The organism is Priestia sp. BR_2, from assembly GCF_041954005.1.
Taxonomy (GTDB): Bacteria; Bacillota; Bacilli; order Paenibacillales; family Paenibacillaceae; genus Paenibacillus_AQ; species Paenibacillus_AQ lautus_A.
This window is the reverse complement of the sequence record NZ_JAVFHM010000305.1, coordinates 57283-80933: the sequence shown is the minus strand read 5'-3', so window position 1 is coordinate 80933 and position 23651 is coordinate 57283. Positions and strand designations below refer to the sequence as shown.

At 53.8% G+C, this 23651-nt stretch carries 21 protein-coding genes; 16 read left to right on the top strand and 5 right to left on the bottom strand.

Translation table 11 applies throughout. From position 1 onward, the window contains the following. Positions 1 to 20: 20 nt before the first annotated feature. The 16 genes from RB298_RS26030 to RB298_RS25955 all read left to right on the top strand — a co-directional run bounded on the left by RB298_RS26030 (position 21) and on the right by RB298_RS25955 (position 19908). A complete protein-coding gene (locus tag RB298_RS26030; RefSeq protein WP_255250561.1) occupies positions 21 to 155 on the top strand; it encodes a hypothetical protein in 135 nt (44 codons plus the stop codon). A 115-nt stretch (positions 156 to 270) separates the two neighbouring features. Further along, positions 271 to 1287, top strand: a complete 1017-nt coding sequence (locus RB298_RS26025) for an NAD-dependent epimerase/dehydratase family protein (protein ID WP_486049242.1) — start codon at positions 271 to 273, stop codon at positions 1285 to 1287. Further along, positions 1287 to 2369: a dihydrodipicolinate synthase family protein gene (locus RB298_RS26020; RefSeq protein ID WP_486049240.1), complete on the top strand. Its 1083-nt coding sequence runs from the start codon at positions 1287 to 1289 to the stop codon at positions 2367 to 2369. Before RB298_RS26025 ends, RB298_RS26020 begins: the two co-directional genes overlap by 1 nt. A 39-nt stretch (positions 2370 to 2408) precedes the next feature. After that, the gene (gene sdaAB, locus RB298_RS26015) at positions 2409 to 3092 is read left to right on the top strand and encodes an L-serine ammonia-lyase, iron-sulfur-dependent subunit beta (RefSeq protein ID WP_096774722.1); all 684 of its coding nucleotides are present in this window, start codon (positions 2409 to 2411) and stop codon (positions 3090 to 3092) included. After that, positions 3089 to 4018, top strand: a complete 930-nt coding sequence (sdaAA, locus tag RB298_RS26010; protein ID WP_486049238.1) for an L-serine ammonia-lyase, iron-sulfur-dependent, subunit alpha — start codon at positions 3089 to 3091, stop codon at positions 4016 to 4018. The genes sdaAB and sdaAA overlap by 4 nt, the downstream gene beginning before the upstream one ends. A gap of 510 nt (positions 4019 to 4528) precedes the next feature. Then, positions 4529 to 6136, top strand: a complete 1608-nt coding sequence (locus RB298_RS26005; protein ID WP_192569899.1) for an ABC transporter substrate-binding protein — start codon at positions 4529 to 4531, stop codon at positions 6134 to 6136. Between the two features lie 79 nt (positions 6137 to 6215). Further along, on the top strand, positions 6216 to 7181 hold the full coding sequence (locus RB298_RS26000; protein WP_009595687.1) for an ABC transporter permease: 966 nt from the start codon (positions 6216 to 6218) through the stop codon (positions 7179 to 7181). Continuing rightward, a complete protein-coding gene (locus RB298_RS25995) occupies positions 7175 to 8056 on the top strand; it encodes a carbohydrate ABC transporter permease (protein WP_486049236.1) in 882 nt (293 codons plus the stop codon). The genes RB298_RS26000 and RB298_RS25995 overlap by 7 nt, the downstream gene beginning before the upstream one ends. 65 nt (positions 8057 to 8121) lie before the next feature. After that, positions 8122 to 10362 carry a helix-turn-helix domain-containing protein gene (locus RB298_RS25990; RefSeq protein ID WP_486049235.1) on the top strand — a complete coding sequence of 747 codons (2241 nt, stop codon included), beginning with the start codon at positions 8122 to 8124 and terminating at the stop codon, positions 10360 to 10362. A gap of 20 nt (positions 10363 to 10382) precedes the next feature. Further along, the gene (locus RB298_RS25985; protein WP_096774719.1) at positions 10383 to 11408 is read left to right on the top strand and encodes a zinc-dependent alcohol dehydrogenase; all 1026 of its coding nucleotides are present in this window, start codon (positions 10383 to 10385) and stop codon (positions 11406 to 11408) included. A gap of 28 nt (positions 11409 to 11436) precedes the next feature. Further along, a complete protein-coding gene (locus RB298_RS25980; protein ID WP_375121222.1) occupies positions 11437 to 13011 on the top strand; it encodes an FAD-dependent oxidoreductase in 1575 nt (524 codons plus the stop codon). A 356-nt stretch (positions 13012 to 13367) separates the two neighbouring features. Then, positions 13368 to 14591: a family 8 glycosyl hydrolase gene (locus RB298_RS25975; protein ID WP_096774717.1), complete on the top strand. Its 1224-nt coding sequence runs from the start codon at positions 13368 to 13370 to the stop codon at positions 14589 to 14591. Positions 14592 to 14865: 274 nt separating this feature from the next. Further along, on the top strand, positions 14866 to 17271 hold the full coding sequence (abnB, locus tag RB298_RS25970; protein ID WP_277747693.1) for an arabinan endo-1,5-alpha-L-arabinosidase AbnB: 2406 nt from the start codon (positions 14866 to 14868) through the stop codon (positions 17269 to 17271). A 313-nt stretch (positions 17272 to 17584) separates the two neighbouring features. After that, positions 17585 to 17989 carry a DoxX family protein gene (locus RB298_RS25965; protein WP_090910112.1) on the top strand — a complete coding sequence of 135 codons (405 nt, stop codon included), beginning with the start codon at positions 17585 to 17587 and terminating at the stop codon, positions 17987 to 17989. A 21-nt stretch (positions 17990 to 18010) separates the two neighbouring features. Continuing rightward, entirely contained in the window at positions 18011 to 18637 is a 627-nt protein-coding gene (locus tag RB298_RS25960) for a nitroreductase family protein (protein ID WP_486049232.1), read from the top strand. A gap of 62 nt (positions 18638 to 18699) precedes the next feature. Then, a complete protein-coding gene (locus RB298_RS25955; RefSeq protein ID WP_486049230.1) occupies positions 18700 to 19908 on the top strand; it encodes a hypothetical protein in 1209 nt (402 codons plus the stop codon). Between the two features lie 88 nt (positions 19909 to 19996). Here RB298_RS25955 and RB298_RS25950 read toward each other — a convergent pair whose 3' ends face one another. The 5 genes from RB298_RS25950 to RB298_RS25930 all read right to left on the bottom strand — a co-directional run bounded on the left by RB298_RS25950 (position 19997) and on the right by RB298_RS25930 (position 23628). Then, positions 19997 to 20431, bottom strand: coding sequence for a DUF6376 family protein (locus tag RB298_RS25950; RefSeq protein WP_009595075.1), 435 nt, complete (start codon positions 20429 to 20431; stop codon positions 19997 to 19999). A 136-nt stretch (positions 20432 to 20567) separates the two neighbouring features. Continuing rightward, complete coding sequence (locus RB298_RS25945) at positions 20568 to 21065, bottom strand: hypothetical protein (RefSeq protein WP_486049228.1); 498 nt, start codon at positions 21063 to 21065, stop codon at positions 20568 to 20570. Between the two features lie 264 nt (positions 21066 to 21329). Beyond that, on the bottom strand, positions 21330 to 21980 hold the full coding sequence (locus tag RB298_RS25940) for an amino acid ABC transporter permease (protein WP_009595092.1): 651 nt from the start codon (positions 21978 to 21980) through the stop codon (positions 21330 to 21332). A gap of 43 nt (positions 21981 to 22023) precedes the next feature. Further along, the gene (locus tag RB298_RS25935; RefSeq protein WP_036664979.1) at positions 22024 to 22677 is read right to left on the bottom strand and encodes an amino acid ABC transporter permease; all 654 of its coding nucleotides are present in this window, start codon (positions 22675 to 22677) and stop codon (positions 22024 to 22026) included. Between the two features lie 141 nt (positions 22678 to 22818). Continuing rightward, entirely contained in the window at positions 22819 to 23628 is an 810-nt protein-coding gene (locus tag RB298_RS25930) for a transporter substrate-binding domain-containing protein (protein WP_486049226.1), read from the bottom strand. Positions 23629 to 23651: the final 23 nt, after the last annotated feature.

Below are 23651 nucleotides of genomic sequence, written 5' to 3'. Positions count from 1 at the left end.
TGGAAGATGAGGTGATGGACTTGAAGCGAACGAGAGCCCCGTTTTCCCGCTTAGAGAAAATCTTCATTTTTACGCTGCTCGGACTGGCTTCCCTTTTTATCGCTGCCTTCTTCGTGCTTCGATATATTGTGCTGAACGTTTCGTTTGCTCCCTGACATCAGGGGGCTTTTTTTGTGTGTCGTTTATTTAAAGACGATTTAAAGATTTGTCTTTATATCAAACGGGGCCGTATGATGAAGAAGAATCATCAATCGGAGGAGGAGATTGTTCATGTTAACCGTTGCAGCATTAGAAGCGAAGCTGGCGGAGCCTTCAGCACAGCTTGTTGCCGATTTGGCGTCTTTGGAAGGGGATATCCTGGTGCTTGGCGTCGGCGGAAAAATGGGGCCCAGCCTTGCAAGGCTGGCCGCCAACGCCGTGCGCGAAGGCGGTGGCGGCAAACGGATCATCGGCGTATCCCGGTTCTCGAACCAGGAGGCCAGGCGCGAGCTGGAGGAGGCGGGCGTACAGACGATTTCGTGCGACCTGCTGAACGACGGGGAGCTGCAGCAGCTGCCCGAGGCTCCAAACGTGATCTATATGGCCGGCAACAAATTCGGCACGACCGGCCGCGAATATTTTACTTGGGCGATGAACTCGTATTTGCCGGGCCGGGTGGCCGAGAAATTCAAGCAATCCCGCATGGTGGTGTTCTCATCGGGGAATGTGTATCCGTTCTCGCCGGTGGGCAGCGGCGGAGTCAACGAATCCGTTGCGCCGGAGCCGGTCGGGGAATATGCGCAATCCTGTCTCGGCAGAGAGCGCGTCTTTGAATATTTCTCCCACCAGAATGGTACGCCGATGGCAATCTACCGTCTGAATTACGCCATCGATATGCGGTACGGCGTTCTGCATGAGCTTGCCAGATCGATCCATGAGGACCGGCCGATTCACCTGGCGATGGGGCATGCGAATATCATATGGCAAGGGGATGCCAACGAGATGGCGCTCCGTTCGCTCCTGCATTGCAGCTCGCCTCCCGAAATCATCAACATTACCGGACCGGAGACGATGTCGATCCGCTGGGCGGCACAGGAATTGGCGGCACGGATGGGCAAGGAAGTGACCTTTACAGGTACGGAATCCGAGACCGCACTCCTGAACAACGCCTCGAAATCCCACCAGCTCTTCGGTTATCCGAAGGTGTCGCTGCTGCAGATGCTGGATTGGACGGCAGCATGGGTGCAATCCGGCGGCCAGAGCTGGAACAAGCCGACACACTTCCAAGAGAGAAAGGGGAAATTCTAATGAGCGGACAGATTCCTGCAATGCAGAGGTTGGCCCCCGAGAAGCTGAAAGCTCTTCACGAAGGGCTCGTCATACCGGCGCATCCGCTGGCTTTGGACGAGAACCGGAAGCTGGACGAACGCCGCCAGCGGGCATTGACCCGCTATTACGCCGCATCCGGTGCGGGCGGTGTGGCGGTTGGCGTTCACTCTACCCAATTCGAGATCCGCGATAAAGGCATCGACTTGTATGAACCGGTGCTGCGGCTCGCGGCGGAAGAGGTCCGCAGGGCGGAGCTTGACCGCCCCTTCTTGATGGTGGCCGGCGTGTGCGGCCCCACGGAGCAAGCCGTGGAGGAAACGGAGATCGCCCGCAGGCTCGGCTATGATGCCGTCCTGCTCAGCATGGGCGGGTTAAGCGGCTGGAGCGAAGAGGATATTCTGAAGCGCACGGAAGAGATCGCGCAGAGAATGCCGGTGATCGGGTTCTATCTTCAGCCATCGGTTGGCGGCAACATCTTCTCCTTCGAATTCTGGCGTGCCTTCGCAGAAATTCCGAATATCGTAGCGATCAAGATGGCCCCCTTCAACCGCTATCAGACGATTGACGTCGTTCGTGCCGTCTGTTATTCGAGCCGCAGAGACGATATTGCGCTCTATACGGGGAATGACGATAACATCGTCAACGATTTGCTGACGACCTATCGATTCCAGGTGGACGGAACGCCGGTCGCCAAGCCTATCGTCGGCGGTCTGCTCGGTCACTGGGCGGTCTGGACCAGGAAAGCGGTGGAGCTGCTGGAGGAAATCAAAGAGGCGCGCAAGCAGGAGCAGTTCGGGAAGGAATGGCTGACGCGCAACGTCGAGATTACCGACTCCAATGCGGCCTTCTTCGATCCCGCCCATCAGTTTGCGGGCTGCATCCCGGGCATTCATGAGGTGCTCCGCAGACAGGGGCTGCTGCTAGGCACATGGTGCCTGAATCCGCATGAAACGCTGTCTCCCGGACAATCGGAAGAGATAGATCGGGTCTACCGGGATTATCCCCATTTAAACGATGACGATTTTATTCGGGAGCACTTGGAAAGTTGGCTGGCAGACTGATACAATGAGGGCAGAATAGTCGAAAGTGGGGAATCGCGCATGCGGTTTAAAGATGTGTTTTCTATTATTGGGCCCAGCATGGTGGGGCCTTCCAGCTCCCATACCGCTGGGGCCGTGCGGATCGGAAGAGCCGCGCGGCGCATATTTGGAGCATTCCCCGATCAGGCGGAAATTGTGTTCTATGGATCTTTTGCCGAAACCTACCGCGGCCACGGCACCGATCTGGCTGTCGTCGGCGGGCTGCTTGATTTTGCCACGGACGATATGCGCATCCGGAATTCGATCGAGCTTGCCGAAGCGGCAGGCATTGAACTTACCTTCAAGACGGCACAGAATGTGGCCTTTCACCCGAATACCGTGGAGCTGAGGCTGACCGACGGCGATCATACCGATGTCATTGCGGGCGCTTCCATTGGCGGAGGCAGCGTGGAAATGCTGCGCGTGAACGGTTTCGACGTCAAGTTTACGATGAATTATCCGGTGCTGCTGGTCTTTCATGACGATACGCCGGGCATGGTCGCGCATATCACCCGGCTCCTGGAGGCCGGCGGCGTCAACATTGCCTATATGGACGTGGACCGCAAGGGAAGGGGCGGCGATGCCATGACGGTGGTGGAGTCGGACGAAGCGGTTCCGGCCGAATTGATGAAGCATATCGAAGGACTGCCGAGCGTGCATCGGGTCGTCATCGCGGATTTGACAGTAGAGGAGGCGCAGTCATGAAGTTTTCTACGCTGGAGCAGATCATTGCATGCTGCCGGGAGGATCAGGTGACGATCGGCCAGCTGATGCTGAATGAACAGATCAAGGAAACGGGGAAAAGCCGGGACGAGACGTTCAAGCAAATGGCCGATTACTACGGCATCATGAAGGAAGCGGTGCACCGGGGAATCCATGAACCCGTCCCTTCCAAAAGCGGCCTGACCGGCGGCGATGCCGTGCGCGTTCATCAATATATGAGCACCGGGGTACCCGCGCTTGGTACCGACGCTTGCACGGCGCTGGCCTACGCCCTGTCCGTGTCCGAGGTGAATGCCTCCATGGGGCGCATCGTGGCGACGCCGACGGCGGGCTCATGCGGCATTATTCCCGGGGTGTTCGTCAGCACGCAGGAACGCTTCGGCTGGGAAGACGAGCATTTGGTGATGGGGCTGTTCATCGCTGGCGCGATCGGCTACGTCATTGCCAACAACTCGTTTATTTCCGGTGCGGAGGGCGGCTGCCAAGCTGAAGTCGGCTCAGCTATCGGTATGGCGGCAGGCGCTTTGACGGAGCTGCGGGGAGGGACGCCGGAGCAGGCCGTTCACGCCGTCGGGCTTGCGCTAAAGAATTCCTTGGGACTTATCTGCGACCCGGTGGGCGGGCTTGTCGAGATTCCTTGCATCGTGCGCAACGGCTTCGGCGCCGTGACGGCGCTGGCGGCATCGGATATGGCGCTTGCCGGCGTGCGCAGCGTCATTCCATCCGACGAAGTGATCGACGTGATGCTGGAGGTTGGCACGGCCATGCCGTCCAAGCACAGGGAAACGGCGAAGGGCGGACTTGCGCAGACGCCGACCGGCAAGAAAATCCTGAAGGATCTATACGGCAAGGAAGGCAAGAAATTGCGGGAGAAGGGTGTCAAAGCGAAGAAGGACGGAAACGAGTGATTGGATTCACACCCGTTTTGATGGATCGCCGATGACGTTCTGCTTCATGAATATACGATGGGGAAGAGAAGAAATTTAACATCTTCCGTGAGGGATTTCGTGATGAAATCCCTCTATTTTTTTATCTATTTCTACCGCTTTAGCATTTTCCACATGCTCAAAAAGCCCGATGTTATGCGGGTTTTCGGCATTTCGCCCGCTTGAAGAAGAAAAAACGCCATCTCACAGAAATACGCTTCTTTACGAATCGTGGAAGCGTTTTTATGATGTGGATGGGTAGAAAATTCCGTGCCGGACCCTCGGCAGCGGATGCCCGATCATTTTAGAATATTCCTGCGACAGGCCGGGATCTTCGTCAACAAGGAGGCATGATAGGAAGCATCTTGATTTACAAACGTAGACCGGATGAGTAAGCAGACACACGGATGAGAAGAAATGACGGGGGTAGAGTAGCGATCGCACAGATTCAGTCAGCCGCATTCAAATGATGGATTTAGAGGAGGAACGCAAATGACAAAAAAATGGTTTCGTATGGCACTCGTGTTCACATTAATCATTTCAATCTTGGCCGCATGCAGCGGAGGAAATAAAGAGGCAGCTCCCGGAACGGACGGAGAAACAGCACCTCCAACGGCACCGGCAGATCCGGATCAATATGGGGATACTGGCGGTCTCGCGCTTCCGCTGGTCGATAAACCGACAACGATCAATTGGATGGTCGTCAGCGAGAAGACCAACCTGAACGATTCCTTGCTTGCCAAGGAGATCGAGAAGCGTACCGGCATCAAAGTGAATTTCCAACCCTATTCTTCGGCTACGTTTCAAGACAAGCTGAAAGTAACCGTTGCATCCGGCAAGCTCCCGGACATCATCCACGGATTGACGCCTCCGGAGCTGAAGAAGATCGGCAAGCAGAAAGCGGTCGTTGCCATTAACGAATATGTCGACATGCTGCCGAACTTCAAAAGAATGTATGTGGACGAGAATCCTTGGGTCATTCCGTCCTACGGAGACGAATCCGGCAACATCTATACCTGGCCGGTTGCAAACATCAACCGTGACGTGAACCACGGCTTCCTGTACCGCAAAGACATCTTCGATGAGCTGGGCATCAAGGAATGGACGAATACCGACGAATTCTATCAGGCCCTCAAAAAGTTGAAGGAAGCCTATCCGGATTCCTATCCTTACGCCTCGAAAACGAAAGAGAACATTTTCCGCGATTGGGCCTTCGGCTGGGGAATCGGCGGAGCCAACTATCCGACGTATTACGACGAGACGGCCAAGGTATGGAAGTACGCGACCATACAGCCTGAGCACAAAGAAATGCTCGATTTCATGAAGAAGCTGTACAACGAGGGGCTCCTCGATCCGGAATTCATGACGGACACCGACGATTCCTGGACGGCGAAAATGACGTCAGGCAATAAATCCTTTGTCACCTATGACTGGATCGGACGTTTGGACCTGTTCTACAACCAGGTCAAGGACCAAAATCCGAATTATGACCTGCGATACGGCAATCCGGTCGGACCGACCGGCAACGGCAAGACGATCGAGAGCATCACGAACGGCTTCAGCATCGCGGTAGCCAACAACGACAACAAGGAAGCTTCCCTGAAGCTGCTCGATTACCTGACGAGCCCGTCCGGCGCCACGCTGGTGACGATGGGCGTGGAAGGCGAGACGTTCAAGATGGAAGGCGATAAAGCCGTCTATCCGGAGCTGACCGACGTGCCGCTGGTGGATATCAGCGTGCTGGAGGACCGCTATGGCCTGTGGCTGCAAGGATTGTATGTCAATTCCGACAAGCGCAGCGTGTACTTCAACTATACGGAGAAGGAGCAGGAGGCTCAGGATAAGCTCCTGAACGGCAATAAATTCGAGCCGCTGGATCCGGTCGTGAACTTTACGGATGACGAAACCGCAAAGATTGCGGAAATCCAAACCTCCCTGAAGAAATTGGCGGATGAATTTAACGCGAAATACATTCTCAACAAAAACTACGGCGATGCGCAGTGGCAGCAATGGCAGGCGCAGGCTGAGAAGCAGGGAGCCAAGCAGATCGTCGATATTTTCAACGCAGCCCAGAAGAGATTGGATGAAGCCACGAAATAATTCGCAGAAGAAATAAGAGTGATGGCGGCATCCGGGTACGACGCTCGGGTGCTGCTCATCATCTTAAGGAGGGAACACCATGTCAAGTGCAGGGACAGAGACAAATCTCGCCAAACCCCGCGGCGGGTTTGGGAGAAGAATGGTTTCGGCCTTTCAGCATATGAAGCGGGACAGACAGCTGTTGATTCTGTTTATCCCGTGCCTGTTGTTTTACGTTATTTTCCGATACGGGCCCCTGTACGGCTTGATCATTGCCTTCAAGGACTACAGCGTATTTACCGGCATCATGGAGAGCGAATGGGTAGGGCTCAAGCATTTCGAGAAATTTTTCGGCAGTCCGGATTTCTGGCTGCTGTTCAAGAATACGCTCCTTCTTGGCGTATACAATCTGATTTTCGGCTTTCCTTTTCCCATCATTCTGGCGATTCTCCTTAACGAGGTCAGAGTGAAATGGTTCAAAAAGTCGGTTCAAACGCTCAGCTATCTGCCTTCGTTCCTGTCCGTGGTCATTATAAGCAGCATGATTATCGACTTCCTGTCGCCCAATCAGGGGATCATTAACCAGCTGATCGCGGCGTTAGGTTTCGAGAAGACGTATTTTCTCATTGAGCCGAGCTGGTTTAGAACCATCTATGTTTCATCGGATATCTGGGCAACCGTCGGTTATGAAGCCATCATCTATATGGCTGCGATTGCAGGGATCAGCCCGTCGCTTTACGAAGCGGCTAAGGTGGATGGTGCCAAAAGGCGCCACATGATTTTTAAAATCACGATTCCCGCCATTCTTCCAACGATTATTATCATGTTTGTCTTGAAGACCGGATCGATGCTTCGGATCGGATACGAAAAGGTATTGCTGCTTTACAATCCGATGACTTACGAGGTGGCGGACGTATTCTCGACTTATGTCTACCGGAAAGGCCTTCTGGAGAGCAATTATAGCTATGGCGCGGCCGTAGGCTTGTTCGAAGCCGTTGTCGCCATGATATTGCTGCTGTCCTCCAACTACTTCAGCAAGCGACTGGGAGGTAGCGGACTATGGTAAACAACAAACGATTCAGCCTTCGAAACATCTCGTTATTCGGCATTATCAACACGCTGATTCTGACATGCCTTGCCATTATTACCGTGTACCCCGTCGTCTATATCACCGCCGTTTCCCTCAGCGCGACCTCCGAAGTGGTGCAAGGGAATGTCACCTTGTTTCCCAAGGGTTTTAATCTCGACGCTTATGCCCAGGTGCTGAACGACGACCGGGTGCCGCGCGCCTATCTGAACACGATTTTTTATACAGCGCTCGGTACGGCCATTAACCTGCTGCTTACGGCGGTAGCGGCTTATCCGCTCGCTCGCAAAAATTTCTTCGGACGCAAGTTTTTCCTGTTGGCAATCATCATGACCATGTTCCTGAACCCGGGGATCATTCCGAACTACCTGATCGTATCCGAGCTTGGCCTTCTGGACAGCGTATGGGCACTCGTGCTTCCGAATGCGATCTGGACCTTTGAGTTATTAATCCTCAAAAGCTTCTACGAGAACATGTCGGAATCCCTGCGCGAGGCAGCCGTCGTCGACGGCGCTTCCGAGTACCGCATCCTGTTCCAGATTGTGCTTCCGCTGTCCAAACCGGCGCTGGCCTCGATCGGATTGTTTTATTTCATGGGCCATTGGAACAGCTTCTTTATCCCGCTGATTTACCTGAACGACGCGAATATGTACCCGCTTCAGGTCGTGCTTCGGGATATGCTGATTTTCAGCGAGAACGGAAGCAATCCGAGCCTGGTGGATGCGTCGGCGCTTGCTCCGCAGGCCATGAAGAACGCAACGATCGTGTTGTCGATGATTCCGGTGCTGCTGATCTATCCGTTTGCCCAGAAGTATTTTGCCAAAGGGGTCATGCTCGGTTCCGAAAAGGGGTGATGGGAAGGTGCCGGGGGCTATCATGTTGAATATGAAGGGATGACATCCAAGAGAGGTGAATCCGTATGAATCGATTGATCGCCAACAGAGGCTTGCTCCAGATTTTCTTCGCTCTGCAACTGGTCATCGGCATCATGTTCATATTCAATTACATCGTGTACAAGAATTCCATTACCGGAATTTACGACAAGGTGAGCGAGAACAACCGGATGGTGATCAGAAATATTATTCAGTCGTTTGATACCAGTTTCTCCTCCATTAACAATTTGATTTTTAACATTCATGCGCTTCCTTCGGACCGGATGCAGCTGGATAACGGCAAACTTGACATGGAGAAAGTCATCTCTCTGCAGGACAGCGTCACCAGCATCGTATCCAACGTGGATATCGTGGAAGATGTGGTCATTTCGTTCGACAATCACGATTTGGCCATTACGACACGCGGAACCAGCAATCTGGACGCATTGTTTGACAGGCGGTATAAATCCCAGAAGTTCAACTCGATGTTCTGGAAGACGTTTACCCGATCGGAGCACGAGCTCACGGTTTTTCCAGCGGAGGTTTATGCGGATCAGAGCAGCGGGTACGGCCGGAACCTGATGATTGCCGTAGACGGCAACAAGGTCAGAATGTCGAACAAAAACCTGATGATCCTGATTAACGTGAACCGGCTGCTTAAGGGGGTCGATTTGAATTCCATGATTCCCGGGGCCTCGCTCATCGTGCTGGATGCGAACCGGAACGTCATCTTGAGCACCGAGAAGGATCTGGATCTGGTGGGCATTCTGAACGACGTGTACTTTAACCCGTCGCAGGAAGCCTCCCTCACGCACGACGATTTTGAGTACAATTTCTACAAATCGGACTATAACGGATTTATATATATCAATAAAATGCCGTACAAGTTTCAAAATATCGATTCCGTCACCGATGCCAATACGTGGATTATGTACGGGGCGATTGCGTTAAACGTCATGCTGTCGGTGCTGCTCAGCATTTATCTGTACCGGCCGGTGAAGAACATCGTGCAGCTGCTCGGGGGAAGTTCTCTTCGAGGGAATGATTTCGTGAAAATCCAGAGCGGCATCGTCAAGGTGCAGCGGGAGAACGAATCCCTCAAGAAGCAGATGGATCTGGTGGATGAGGATATCCGCCGAAGCGTGTTCCTGCAAACGCTGGACGGCCATCACCATTCGCGCGAGCAGGAAATGCAGATGCAGAAGCACTACACGCATTTCTTCCAGTGCCGGCATTTCATGATGGCGGCCGTGTATTTGCAGCCTGCCGGCAAGGGGGCGGCCAAGTCGGATTTTGTCCTGGAAGAGCTGACGTCTCAGATCCGGGGCGGCCTGGAGGAGCGCTATGGACATGTGGTGGTTTATCATGTCGAAGAACTGAAATTCCTAGCGTTAATCGGTCTGGATCAGCCGTCCGAGCGCAAGAAGCTGGTCAGGAAATTCGAGGAGTATGTTAGGCGGTGCAACGAGGATTATCATGATACGTTCACGGTGTGGGGCTGCGTTAGCCGAACGTACGAATCCAAAATCAGCAATTGCTCCGAAGCATACCGGAATATTAAGGATGGGCGGTTGTACCGGAATGTGAATGCGGACACGGACATGGTCGATGCGGAGCAGATTCGGTACGTCCCGGATATTTATTATCCGCTTCAGAAGATCGAGAAGCTGAGCAACTGCATGCTAAGCGGCAAGGTGGATGAGGGACTGCAGATCGTGAGCGATATTTTCCAGCAGAATGCGGATCTTCGCATCCATCACCATCAGATGGTGCATATTGCGAAGAGCATGTTCTTCCTCGTCATGAAGCAGGCGGATTCGCCGTCCGTTGACCGCAACGAGCTGTTCCGGCTGGAGAGTGATTTCATCCGCAAGGTCGATCAAGCCTTCACCTATGAAGAGATTCAGAAGGCGCTGATGGAAGTGATGCGCGTGGTGGCCAATACGCGGAACCACGATCCGCGAAGCAAGCTGAATCCCGCATTCATCTCCCAATACATCGAACTGCATTACATGGAGAACCTCTATTTGGATCATATGGCCGAAGTGCTGGATACCAGCTCGAAATACTTCTCCAATTATTTCAAGAAAACATTCGGCGTCAATTACGTGGAGTACTTGAACAAAGTCCGATTATCGCATGCGCGTGAATATCTGCGGAACACGGACCTCAGCATTGCGGAAATCGGAGAGAAAACAGGGTATTCGAACTCTTCCACATTTACGACGACCTTTAAGAAATACAGCGGCGTCTCGCCGAGCGAATATCGGAAAGCATCAGGAAAATAAGGTGGAGCAGGAGGGTCCATATGAAGGCTGTTGCCACGATTCATGGAAACGTGATCGTTGATCATATCGAGAGGCCGGCGGAATTGCCGGCGGGTCATGTGCGGATTCGCACCGAATACTCGGCGGTCAGTCCGGGTACGGAAATGATCTTTATACGAAAGGCTTCGGATCAAAAAGTCATTATGGGTTACAGCGCGGTGGGTATCGTCGAAGACTTGGGTGAAGGCGTGAAGGGGCTTGCCGTGGGTCAACGGGTGGCCTGCTATGGAGCACCTTACGTGCGCCATGCCCAGTGGCTTACCGTGCCTTCGAACCTGACGGCCATCGTCCCGGACGGGGTGGATCCGCAGGAAGCCGCTTTTGCGGGGCTGGGAGCGATTGCGATCCATGCCCTGCGGGTTGCGGATCTGCGCTTCGGCGAATCGGCCGTGGTGGTCGGGCTGGGCATCCTGGGGCAGATCATTGCCCAGATCGCGCATGCGGCGGCTTGCCCCGTTGCGGGATTTGACCTGAACCCGGAGCGGGTGCAGGGGATGAGGCAGCATATTGCCTATGCTTATGATAACAAGGAGCAGCTTGAGGAGCAGGTTGGGCGGATGACGGGCGGACATGGAGCCGACAGCGTCATCCTGTGCGCAAGCGGTCCCGGTGAAGAGCTTATCAACGCGTCAATGGGATGGATTCGGGATAAGGGGAAAATCGTCATCGTCGGCGATTTGTCTACAACCTACTCCAGAGGGCTGATGTTTGGCAAGGAAGCGCAGGTGCTCATATCGCGGGCCGGCGGTCCGGGCCGGTACGACGCAAGCTATGAACTCAACAATACGGATTATCCGATCGGCTTTGTGCGCTGGACGGAAGGCCGCAACATTGCGGAATATATTCGTTTGCTGGCCGAAGGGAGAATCTCGATCAAACCGCTGATCTCCCATGTGGTTCCCGTAGATGAGGCGGGCAAGGCTTATGAGCGGTACGGCCCCGGGTCAACGACGCTCGGAACGATATTCAAATACGATCATGAGACGGTTGGTGCCAAGGCCGACTAGAATACAGCGATATCGAGGTGCGGTGCATATGCAGAATCATATAGAGGCGGATATCATCATTCTGGGCGGAGGACTCGGCGGCTGTGCCGCTGCGCTTGCGGCGGCGAAGGCGGGAAAACGCGTGATTATGACCGAAGAGAGCGATTGGCTCGGCGGCCAGATTACAAGTCAGGGCGTACCGCCCGACGAGCATCCCTGGATCGAGCAGTTTGGCTGCACGGCCAGCTACCGTGAATTCCGGAATCGGATCCGCGATTATTATAAGGAGTTATTTCCGCTCCGGGCCGAATCGCGGCAAGAGCGTTATCTGAATCCAGGCAGCGCACTGGTCAGCGGCATTGCCCATGAGCCGAGAGCGGCGCTGGCCGTGCTGCAGGGGATGCTGGCACCTTACGTGCACAGCGGAAGGTTAACGATCCTTACGGAGCATGCGCTGATGGAAGCGGAGTCCGGCGGGGATCAGGTAACATCCGTCCGGCTGCGGGACAGCAGATCCGGCGACATCGTCAAGCTGACCGGCGCATTTTTCCTCGATGCTACCGAGGAAGGGGATTTGCTTCCGCTGGCCGGCATCGAATACGTGACGGGTTCCGAGTCGGCGGAAGAGACCGGTGAACCGCATGCATTATCCGGTCCGGCGGACCGGGCGGACATGCAGGCTTTCACTTGGTGCTTCGCGATGGATTACCGGGAGGGCGAGGATCATACCATCCCGAAGCCGATTCGGTACGATTTCTGGAAGAGCTACCGGGCGGATTTCTGGCCCGATGCCATGCTGAGCTGGACGGGGCTAGTACCGCATACGCTGGAGCCGGTCACCTACAGCTTATTTCCGGACGGCCGATCGTTTTCCCTGTGGAAATACCGGCAGATCCTGAATCCGAAGCATTTCGAAGGCGGGTTGTTTGACAGCAGCGTCACGGTCGTGAACTGGCCGCAGAACGATTATTGGCTCGGCTCCATTATCGATGTCGGCCCGGAAGAGCGGGAACGGCATTTGGAGGAATCCAGGCAGCTGAGTTTGTCCCTGCTCTATTGGATGCAGACGGAAGCCCCGCGGCCCGATGGAGGAAAGGGGTATCCCGGACTCCGGCTTCGGCCGGACGTGATGGGAACGAAAGATGGCTTGGCAAAAGCCCCTTATATCCGTGAATCCCGCCGGATCCGCGCCGAATTTACCGTGAAGGAGCAGCATATTGCCGCCGAATGCCGTCCGGACGGGCGGGCGGAGACGTTCCACGATTCCGTTGGCATCGGCTGCTACCGTATCGATCTGCATCCAAGCACGGGATTGCGGACGTATATCGATATTTCGAGCCTGCCCTTCCAAATTCCGATGGGGAGCCTGATTCCGGTACGGGTAGCCAATGTGCTGGCAGCCTGCAAGAATATCGGCACGACGCATATCACGAATGGGTGTTATCGTCTGCATCCTGTGGAATGGAACATCGGCGAGGCAGCCGGTTTTTTAGCCGCTTACTGCATAGAGCATGGACTGAAGCCGCGGGAAGTACGGAATACCCCGGACCACTTGGAAGCTTTTCAGCGGCGATTGACGGAACAGGGGATCGAACGGTCATGGCCGTCCGTTCATGCCGTTTGACGTCTTGTCGGAAATAAGGGGAATGCCTACCGAAATAACGATAGCCGTCTTTCCGGGCAGTGGGATACTGCTTGCGGAAAGACGGCTATTCGTGCTGGTAGACGAATCATGACCGGCAAACTATTAATTTACAATAATATACAATTCTATTATACTTGTAGTAGATATGGATCCTACCTCTTTATATATGGAGGCAGTTGCATATCGGGCATCAGCTTACTTCGTGGTACTTTACATACGGGCAGTCTCCTCGTTTCCATCGATCATGGGAAGGGTGGTGGTTTATACCGAAACCGGTTTACCAGGCTGTAGCGGTCATGGCTTTCCAATCCGAAAACCAAAGGAGCGAAACGTTGATGAAAGTATTCCGAAATTCGATTATCCGTAAGTCGGCGGCGCTTTTCTGCGCTGTTCTGCTGATCTTGCCGGCCGGGTTGTCCCTGGCGGCCAACAAGCCCTTTCCCCAGCATACGTCCTATACGAGCGGTTCGATTAAGCCGAACAACGTAACGCAGACCGCGATGGACAATGCGGTCAAGAGCAAATGGAACAGCTGGAAAGGGTCTTTTCTGAAGCCGGCTGCAACCGGGCAATATTACGTCAAATACAATTCCGCGGGCGAGACGGTATCCGAGGCTCACGGTTACGGAATGATTTTCACCGTTCTGATGGCGGGATACGACAGTAATGCGCAGTCGTATTTCGATGGGTTATATCGCTATTACAAGGCGCATCCGAGTGATAACAATCCGTATCTGATGGCGTGGAAACAGAACAGCAGCTTCCAGAATATAGAGGGGGCCAACTCGGCAACGGACGGCGATATGGATATTGCTTACGCACTCCTGCTTGCGGACAAGCAGTGGGGAAGCAGCGGATCGATCAATTACCTGCAGGCCGCGAAGGATATCATCAATGCCATCATGAGCAATGACGTCAATCAGTCGCAATGGACGCTGCGTTTGGGCGATTGGGCTACCAGCGGCAACTACAATACCGCCACGCGGCCATCGGATTTCATGCTGAACCATATGAAGGCGTTCCGTGCGGCTACCGGCGATGCCCGTTGGGATAACGTCATTAACAAAACCTATACGATCATCAACTCCATCTATAACGGTTACAGCTCCAATACCGGTTTGCTTCCGGATTTCGTCGTCATGTCGGGCGGCAATTATCAGCCAGCGGCAGCGGGATTCCTGGAGGGGGCGAACGACGGAAAATATTACTACAACTCGGCCCGGACTCCATGGCGGATTACGACCGACTATCTGATGACCGGCGATACGCGCGCGCTGAATCAATTGAATAAAATGAACACGTTCATTAAGTCGGCTGCAAACAGCAATCCTGCCAATATCAAGGCAGGGTATAATCTGAACGGGACCGCGCTGGTGACTTATAACAGCGGAGCGTTCTATGCACCGTTCGGCGTAAGCGCGATGACTTCGTCCAGTCACCAGAGCTGGCTGAATTCGGTATGGAATTATACGGCGAACGCATCGGCAGAGGGATATTATGAGGAGAGCATCAAGCTGTTCTCGATGATGGTCATGTCGGGAAATTGGTGGACATATTAACGCATAACGCCCTTTAACTTTATATAAACATAAAACAAAAACCTGATCCGTGTTGGATCAGGTTTTTTTGGGTCTTTCCTACCATTAATTAATTTATGGAGAAAAACATGAAGAATTAGCATTGATATTTCATAAGGCTCAGTGTTAATATCTTATCAAATATAAAATGTTTTATATTATACTAAATTAAACAGCCAGAGGTATCGCCATAATGGACATCTTGTTTTTTTATTTATGAAAGGGTTTACAAAAAATCGAGGCGAGGGAGAATCGTATGAACAAGAACATGCTGCGTAAGACGGCTGCCGCAGGAATTGCCGCAATGTTAATGGCAGGAGGCTTAAGTACGGCAGGCCAAGGACCTGCGGCCGGCGTTCCTGACGTGTACGCGGAAGCGGCTCCGCTGAAGAAGGGGGAGAAGGCACCGGTCTTCCGGGAGGCTTCCGTGCACGATCCGTCCGTGATCAAAACAGGGGATACCTACTATGTGTTCGGTTCCCATCTGGCCGCGGCCAAATCGAAGGACTTGATGAGCTGGGACATGGTCGCGTCCGGGGTCGCGACCGGCAATCCGCTGATTCCGAACGTAACGGAGGAATTGAGAGAAACGCTGGAATGGGCGCAAAGCGACACATTGTGGGCGGCCGACGTGATTCAGCTGGCAGACGGTAAATTCTATATGTACTATAACGCCTGCAAAGGGGATTCCCCGCGATCCGCCATGGGGATCGCCGTTGCCGATCGAATCGAAGGCCCGTATAAGGACACCGGCATCATTCTGAAATCCGGCATGTGGGACGAGATCAGTGAGGATGGAACCATCTACGATGCAACAAAGCACCCGAATGTCGTCGATCCGGATGTGTTCTTCGATAAGAACGGCCAGCTGTGGATGGTATACGGCTCCTATTCCGGCGGCATTTTCATTATGGAGATGGATCCCAAGACCGGAAAACCGCTGCCTGGGCAAGGATACGGGAAGAAGCTGCTGGGAGGCAATCACAGCCGGATCGAAGGGCCTTACATGGTTTATCACCCGGCCACGGACTATTACTACCTATACCTGTCGTACGGGGGGTTGGATGCGGTTGGCGGCTACAATATGCGGGTGGTCCGATCCAAAAACCCGGATGGTCCTTTCTACGATGCGGAGGGCAACGATATGAGAGAGGTGAAGGCCGATCCTTCCCTTCCGCTTTTTGACGACCGTTCGATTGAGCCGTATGGCGTGAAGCTGATGGGGAACTACTTGTTCAAGCGCCTGGTCGGCGATCCGGGAACGGGGATCGGCACCGGGGCCGTGTCGCCTGGCCATAACTCCGTCTATTACGATGAGAGGAGCAAACGAACATTCCTTATTTTTCACAGCCGCTTCCCGCAGCGCGGGGAAGAGCATGAGATCCGGGTGCATGAGTTGTATATGAATCAGGACGGCTGGCCGGTATCGGCTCCATACCGTTATGCAGGCGAGGAGGCCAAGGAGGCTAAGAAAATCACGCCGAAAGATGCGGACGGAGACTATAAGCTGATCCAACACGGGAAAGATATTTCGTCCGTCGTCAAAGAATCGGTGCCGATCGAGCTTCATAAGAACGGCAAAGTAACAGGTGCAGCCGAGGGGGCTTGGAAGATCAGCGGAAAGCGGGATGTGACGCTTACGCTGGATGGAAAGCGTTATAAAGGCGTAATGACTCCGCAATGGGACCCCGAAGCGAAGCGGCAGACGATGACCTTTACGGCCCTTTCGGCGGACGGTACCGCGGTGTGGGGCGCGCGTCAGCTTGATCGCAGCGACAGGGAACTCGTGGATGCCGTGAAGAGAGACCTTTCCCTCGGGGATGTGAGCGAAGTTTTCTACGATCTGGCTTTGCCGTCCGAGGCTTCCGGAGGCGCCGTCATTCGCTGGACCTCCTCTCATCCCGAAGTCATATCGGCGGAGGGAAAGCTGAATCGTCCTGCTGCCGGGGCGGGGGACGCGAGGGTTACGCTGACCGCTCAGATTACGAGCGGTAAAGCAAAGGCTGCCAAAGCGTTTGACGTAACCGTGCTGCAGCAGTCGGCAGGGCCGCTTCTGCTGAGCTATCCGTTCAGCGAGAATAAAGAAGGCGCGGCGTTCGACGTCTCGGAAAACGGATTTCATGGAAAGGTCCTTGGCGGAGTCCGGTGGAATGAGAAGAGCCGGCAGGGAGGCGGCATGGACTTTAACGGCTCGGACGGCTATATTGAACTGCCGAATCGGGTCACCGATACAGAGGACTTCACCTTTGCGGCCTGGGTATACTGGAAGGGAGGAGCCCCGTGGCAGCGGGTGCTGGATGCCGGCAGCGGGCTTGCCAGGCATATGTTCCTGACGCCATCCCAGCACGCCGGCGTCCTTCAGTTTACGATTCACGGCAGCGGCGGAGACCAGAGCCTCCTTGGCAGCGCGCCGCTTCCGGTGAATGCGTGGACGCATATAGCCGTGACCCTTCAGGGGGATACGGGCAAATTATACGTGAACGGACAAATGGTTGCCTCGGGCGATCACATGAAGCTGAATCCAAGCGGGCTGCTGACAACGGAAGCTTATTTAGGGAAAAGCCGGTTCGCGGCCGATCCTTACTTTAACGGAAGCTTGGATGAGGTGCGGATGTACAGCAAGGCGCTGACCGACAGTGAAATCAAGAAGCTGGCCGAGTAATCGGCCGTCGTAATGAGGCTCCATCGCGGCAGCCGCTCATATATTCAGGGGATCCGCCACTTGGCGGGTCTTTTTTTTGAGCGTGTATTTAAAAATAACGGTTGACAGGAGAGCCCGCATCATATATCTTAATATTAAGTTAAGTGACTATATAAAAGTTAGTCGATTGAAAGGAGTAAGTATAAAGTGCATAAACGTTAGCGAAGTAAACCAGGTTAATCATTCTACACCTATATATCTTTATATTAAGATATCGATGGATCGTGTCGATGAATTTCTATAAATAATGAACATGAATATGGAGGCGTATAAAATGGCTATAGATATTGGATTGTTGATACTTCGTTTGGTGGTTGGGTTATCGTTCATGGCGCACGGCGCGCAGAAGCTGTTTGGGTGGTTTGGCGGTTACGGGCCGAAAGGGACCGGCGGCTGGATGGAATCGGTGGGCATTAAGCCCGGCGTTGCGATCGCGGTGTTGTCAGGTCTGATGGAGCTGGTTGGCGGGCTGCTGCTGGCAGCCGGATTTCTCACGGTGCTCGGCGCAGCGCTGATCACGCTGACGATGCTGGGCGCAATCGTGAAGGTGCATGGCCGGAACGGGTATTGGTCCACAGCGAATGGATACGAGTATAATTTGCTGTTGATCGCAGTGGCCGTTGCATTGGCACTCACGGGTGCAGGCGCATATTCGCTCGATGCGGTAATCTTTAACTAATCATGATGGGGGCGTGCAGATATGAGTGATCTGACAGCATTAATTAAGAGCCGGAGGTCGGCTAATCTGTTTATGGAAGGGATTGAAATCCCGGATCAGGATTTGAACGATATCTTTAATGAGGTTAAATATGCTCCTTCGGCTTTTAATTTACAGCATACGCACTATGTGGTGGTTAAGGATCCCGATATCAAGCACACAGTTTACGAAGCCGCCAACAAGCAGCATAAGATACTCACCGCGTCGGCCGTCATCGTGGTGCTGGGGAATAAGCAGGCCTACGAGGATATCGGAAGAATGAACGAGGGCTTTCTGAATTTGGGCGTGATCGACAAGCTTGAATATGACATGACGGTTGAATCGGTCACGAGCTTTTATGAAGCGGGCGGAGAAACCTTTATGAGGGATGAAGCCATTCGGAATGCCAGCCTATCCGCGATGTTATTGATGATGGTGGCCAAGGACAAGGGATGGGATACCTGCCCGATGATCGGATTTGACCCCGATGCCCTGCAGAAGGAACTGAACATTCCGGACGCTTATGTGCCCGCCATGCTGATCGCGATCGGCAAGGAGGATGCGCGCAAACCGCGTCCCCGCGGCTACCGCAAGCCGGTATTGGAATTTGTGAGCTATAACCGATTTTAAGGGATGCAAGATAGGAACAGAAGCTCTCGAACAGGTTTTTAAACCTGGCGGGAGCTTTTTTTATGTCCATGATAAACATTCCACTCCATAATGACGATGATGAATATAAAGAGGTCGGTGTCGGTGTTATACCGGTTTTTCGTTATATAACGGGGGTGAACGAAATGAAAAGGGGGAAGCGGCCATATCGGCGGAATGGACAGCTCGTGGTTCTGGCCGTCATCATGATGATGCTGACAGCTTGCGCGAAGGAGGCGCCGATAGCCGTTCAGACAGCGCCATCGACTGTCACCGCACCGGGAGCAGGGGAAGCCGCGAAACCAGCGGAAATGCCGTCGGCGGCTAAGGAGAGTTTGCGTACGGCATTCCCGCAGGAAGATCCGGACCATCGCCAGGTCAAGCAAGAGGCTGAGCAGCCGAAGGGAGAGTCTAATCGCGATCCCGTCAAAGCGGTTCTCGACATGTACGAATCGCTTCAGGCTAACGATTCCGCTTCGTATTTCCGTCATGCCGACATTCCGAGCGTCCGAATGTCCCCCGCCATGCTGAAGGTGCTGTTCGAAGAGGCGGGCAAACGTGAAGTGAGAGCGGAACGCTTCAAGGTGTTTGATAAAGAAGGGCTGGATGAGGTAAGCAGCCGGTTATTATCCCTTACGTACGGGAGCCAGGCCGAAATCGTACTGGAGGAGCTCAGCCAGGGCGATCAGAATCTGTGGTTTGTGACGGCGTTCGCGGATGGGCTTAAAGTGGTGGAGCAATCCACGGTTTATCCGGGGGCTTACGAGCTTGGAAGGGAAGCGACGATGGAAGAGCTTATCGCGGTAGAAATCCAGCATACCGCTGAAGACAGGGCATTCTTTGCCGCGAAAGCGAAGCAGCCCGTATGGAACCCGGTGCAGACCGTTTCCTTGCTGTATCAGGCAGCGCAGGCGGAGGATGCAGAAACCTTTCACGCGATATCGGGCGGGGGCGAGGGATATTTCTCAGGTCAGTATGACCGGGACATGGTGGAATTTACGGAATGGATGAAATCTTTTGAAAGCGTTCAGCATATGTCCATCGAATCGGTTTCGCGCGAGAATATCGCAGACGGTTACAGCCAAGAATACGATGAACGCTTCGGCGACGGTTGGCAGTTCATTGTGGCCTGGGACCCTCGGGATGAAGCAGGCTATCAAGGGACATCCTGGATTATGGCCCCAAGCCAAGACGGGACGCGTTATGTCGTAAAGCAGACGCTTACCGCCAATCTGGAATCCTTTTTTGAGTGAGGAACGAAACACATACATAACGAAGCAAGCATAGCAGCCCTGCTCCTGAAGAGCAGGGCTGCTATGCTGTCGGCAAGGAATTGCATGATTATGGCTGGAGATTTTGGAGCATATCCATCGTTTCGTTAATTTTATTGACGGTTTGAACGATGTTGGAATTCTGGAAGTCGGTCACTCCGTTCTGGATTTGATCCATATAACCGTTGATGTCGGTCAGCAGCGTGTCGTTTAATCCGACCAGCTGTTCATGGATCGTCTGCGCAAAGGCAGGGGCCTCGATGCCGTTAAACTCCGAGATCCGGGTTTTCATCGCTTCGAGTTGCTGGGTCAGCGTTTCCTTGGCATCCGTATTAGTGGCTGCCTGCTGGGCGAGCTCCGGGATGGACTCGGCAAATTGGGAAGCTTCATTGATAAAGGTCGTTGCTTCCTTCGTATAATCCAAGGAATTGTTCACGCTGTCCACCAAGGAACATCCGGAGAGAACTCCCAGTACAAGTGAAATCAGCAATAATCGTTTGATCATTTCTCATCCTCCTGTCGTGTAAAACGCAGTTCTTTTACGTGTTATACGGATGACATGGAGAATGGTTGTATTTTTTTCGCGTGAGCGGGCAGGTGCTTTCAGGCAGCCTTAAGCAGAACGCCGGTTGCCGGCAGGATTAATATTTGCCCTGCAGGAAACGAATGAGTTCAATCAAACCTGCCAGAATGCCGCCCGGCCTTGGGCTTTCGGCTGATGAAGCGGGCTTCTCGGGCTGGATGCCTTCTCCCAGGGAAGTTACTTCAACGGATGAGGAAGGACCTGTATTCCCGCATAGATGGGGTTTGAGCTTTTGCCCGCTTTTGTCGGCGAACACGATATATTCCTTGCCTGTTTCAAAGGATTCCCAGCCATTGGAATATAGGGTAACGGCAGGGGCATCCGATTCTCCCTTCCACCACTCGGAAACCTGGAATACATATTTGCTTTTGGATATATCGGCTTTAGGGTGGGATGAGGCCAACGTGCCCCTGAATACCGCATCCGAGGTTTTTAACTCCTCGGTAACCTTGCGAGGCTCCGCGCATGACAAGGCGGATGCCGTGGAGTGATCTGTGCCAAGCCATAGTCCAATCGTAAGGGAAAGAGCCATCATGGCGAGAAAGCCTTTTTTCATATCGGCGTCTCCTTTCGGGATGATTATGTATTTAGACGAGGAGAGTATCGCCATTGTTGCAGGTGCTTGCCCAAGAATGGATGGGAGGGGGAGAGCCTGGTTTAGAATGCGCAGGGGGCTGGATGCTGCAGAAACGGCAAATACCCCGCAAGCCATAATTGGCTGCGGAGCAGATTGGACGTACACGCGTATGGCGGGCAGGCGCCCTTTTTGTAACATGATGGTGGCAGTCCATGCAGAAAGTTGCCAAACGCTTAGCAGGGGCTATATCTGCCTTGCTTCCAGCCGCTTGGCGATGATGGACAGCAGATAATTCAGCGTAAAGTACAGCAAGGATGCGAAGACAAGGGCCGGGATGACATAGGAATAGCTGGAACCGCTTAGGATTTGCACGTTGCGCATCAGCTCAGGCAGCGAAATGATCACGGCGAGCGACGTGTCTTTAATGAGCGAGATGAACTGGCTCACCATGGGCGGGGACATCCGGCGCAGCGCCAGCGGAAGAATGACGTGCCGCAGTGTCTGCATATAAGAGAGGCCCGAGGCCCGGGCCGCTTCGATTTGGCCTTTATCCACCGATACGAGGCCGCTGCGGACGATCTCGGCGATCATGGCCCCTTCAAAAATGCTCAGTCCGACAACAGCCGCCCAGAAGGTCGGGATTCGAATCCCGGTCTGGGGCAGCACCATGCCGATGAAGAATATGATCAGCAGCAGCGGCAGATTGCGGATAATATCCACCAAAAAAGCCGTGGTCCTCGACAGGAAGGGGGTCTTCGTATACCTCACGGTCCCGAGCACGGTTCCGATGATGAAGCTGAATATAATGGATAAGCCGGCAACCTGCACCGTGATCCAAAAGCCTTGAAGGAGATATCGCAGGTTTGGCCAGGAGTATGCACCGATAAAATCCATCTCATGCCACCTCCTGTATATTAGGCAAACTTCGAACGTAACATCAATTGCTTCTCGCGAATCGTCGCTCCATATAGTGGACCGCGAGACTGAGCGGAACGGTCAGAAGCAGGTAGAACAGGGCTACAAACGTATAGACGGGTATGCCTTTGAAGGTGCTCAGGTTTATGAGATCGGCATAATACATCAGGTCGAGACCGGCGATAACGCCCAGGACCGAGGAGTTTTTGACCAGGTTGATCAATTGGTTGCCGATGGCCGGCAGTACGATTTTGACCGCCTGCGGAAGAATGATGTAGCGCATATTCTGGATATAACTCAGCCCGGAGGAGCGAGCCGCTTCCGACTGCCCTGACGGTACCGCCTGAATGCCTGCCCGAATGGCTTCGGCGATGAAGGCAGCCGTATACACCATCAGCCCGAGCGTGCCCGAGGTGAACGGGTCGACCGGTATGCCGAGGGCGGGCAGGCCCAGGAAAAAGAAAAAGACAACCACGAGGAGCGGGATATTGCGGATAAACTCGACATAAATGGTGCCGATCGCCTTCAAGACGCGGAATGGAGCAATCCGCATAATGGCGATGAAGGTGCCCAGCACCAAGCTGCCGATCAGTCCCAGCAGGCTGGCGAGAATGGTCTGGCCCAGGCCGGCCATGAATTGATCCCAATGCTCGACCAGAATGTTGAAATCCCACAAGGTCACAAGGCTTCACCTCCAATGGGGATGATGATCGTTCGGCCGGTCGAATGAAGGCCGGGCCATTCTGGGAGGAAACCGTGATGGCTCCCGGTTAGGGGCAAGCCTCCTTCGGCCCGGCCAGGCCAAGTCTTGCGGCGGTTATTCCGGCTTTACGCCCATCCATTGCTCATACAGTTTGTCGTATTCGCCGCTGTCCTTCAGCTCCTTCAACAGCTCGTTGACGGTCTTCACGAATTCCGGGTTTCCTTTCTTGATCGCCATGCCGTACGGCTCATCGGTAAAGTTGCCGCCGACCAGCTCGAAGCTCGGGTCCTGCTGCTGCATGCCGAGCAGGATGGAATTGTCGGTGGTCAGGGCATCCCCCTGTCCGGCTTTGAGCGCGGTGAAGGCATCCTGATAATTCTCGAATTCGAGAATAACCGCGTCAGGCGCTTTCTCGCGGATATTTTGCGCGGACGTGGAGCCTTTTACCGTGAGCACCTTCGTATCCTTGTTCAGGCTTTCCAGACCCGTGATCGGGCTGCCCTTCTTCACCAGCAGGGATTGGCCGGCCTCAAAATAGACATCGCTGAAATCCACCTGTTCCTTGCGTTCCTCCGTAATGGTCATCGTGGCAATAATGATGTCGATGTCCCCGTTCTTCAGCATGTCGATCCGGGTCTTGGAGGTGACCTCCTTCAGCTCGACCTTGGTCTCGTCGCCGAGAATTTTTTTGGCGAGCGCTTTGGCGATGTCGATATCGAAGCCCTCTACATTGCCAGTGGCCGGGTCCTGCAGTCCGAACAGCTTCGTATCATATTTCACGCCGGCCACCAGCTTGCCCCGTTTTTTGATCGCCTCCAGGGTGTCCGTGCTGCCGGCCCCCCCGCATCCGGATGCGATCAGCATGATGACGAGCGCCAGCAGGGCCGCGCTCCACCTGAAGGTCCCCGTAAATCTTCTCTTCATATCTTTCGCTTCCCCCTTAAAAA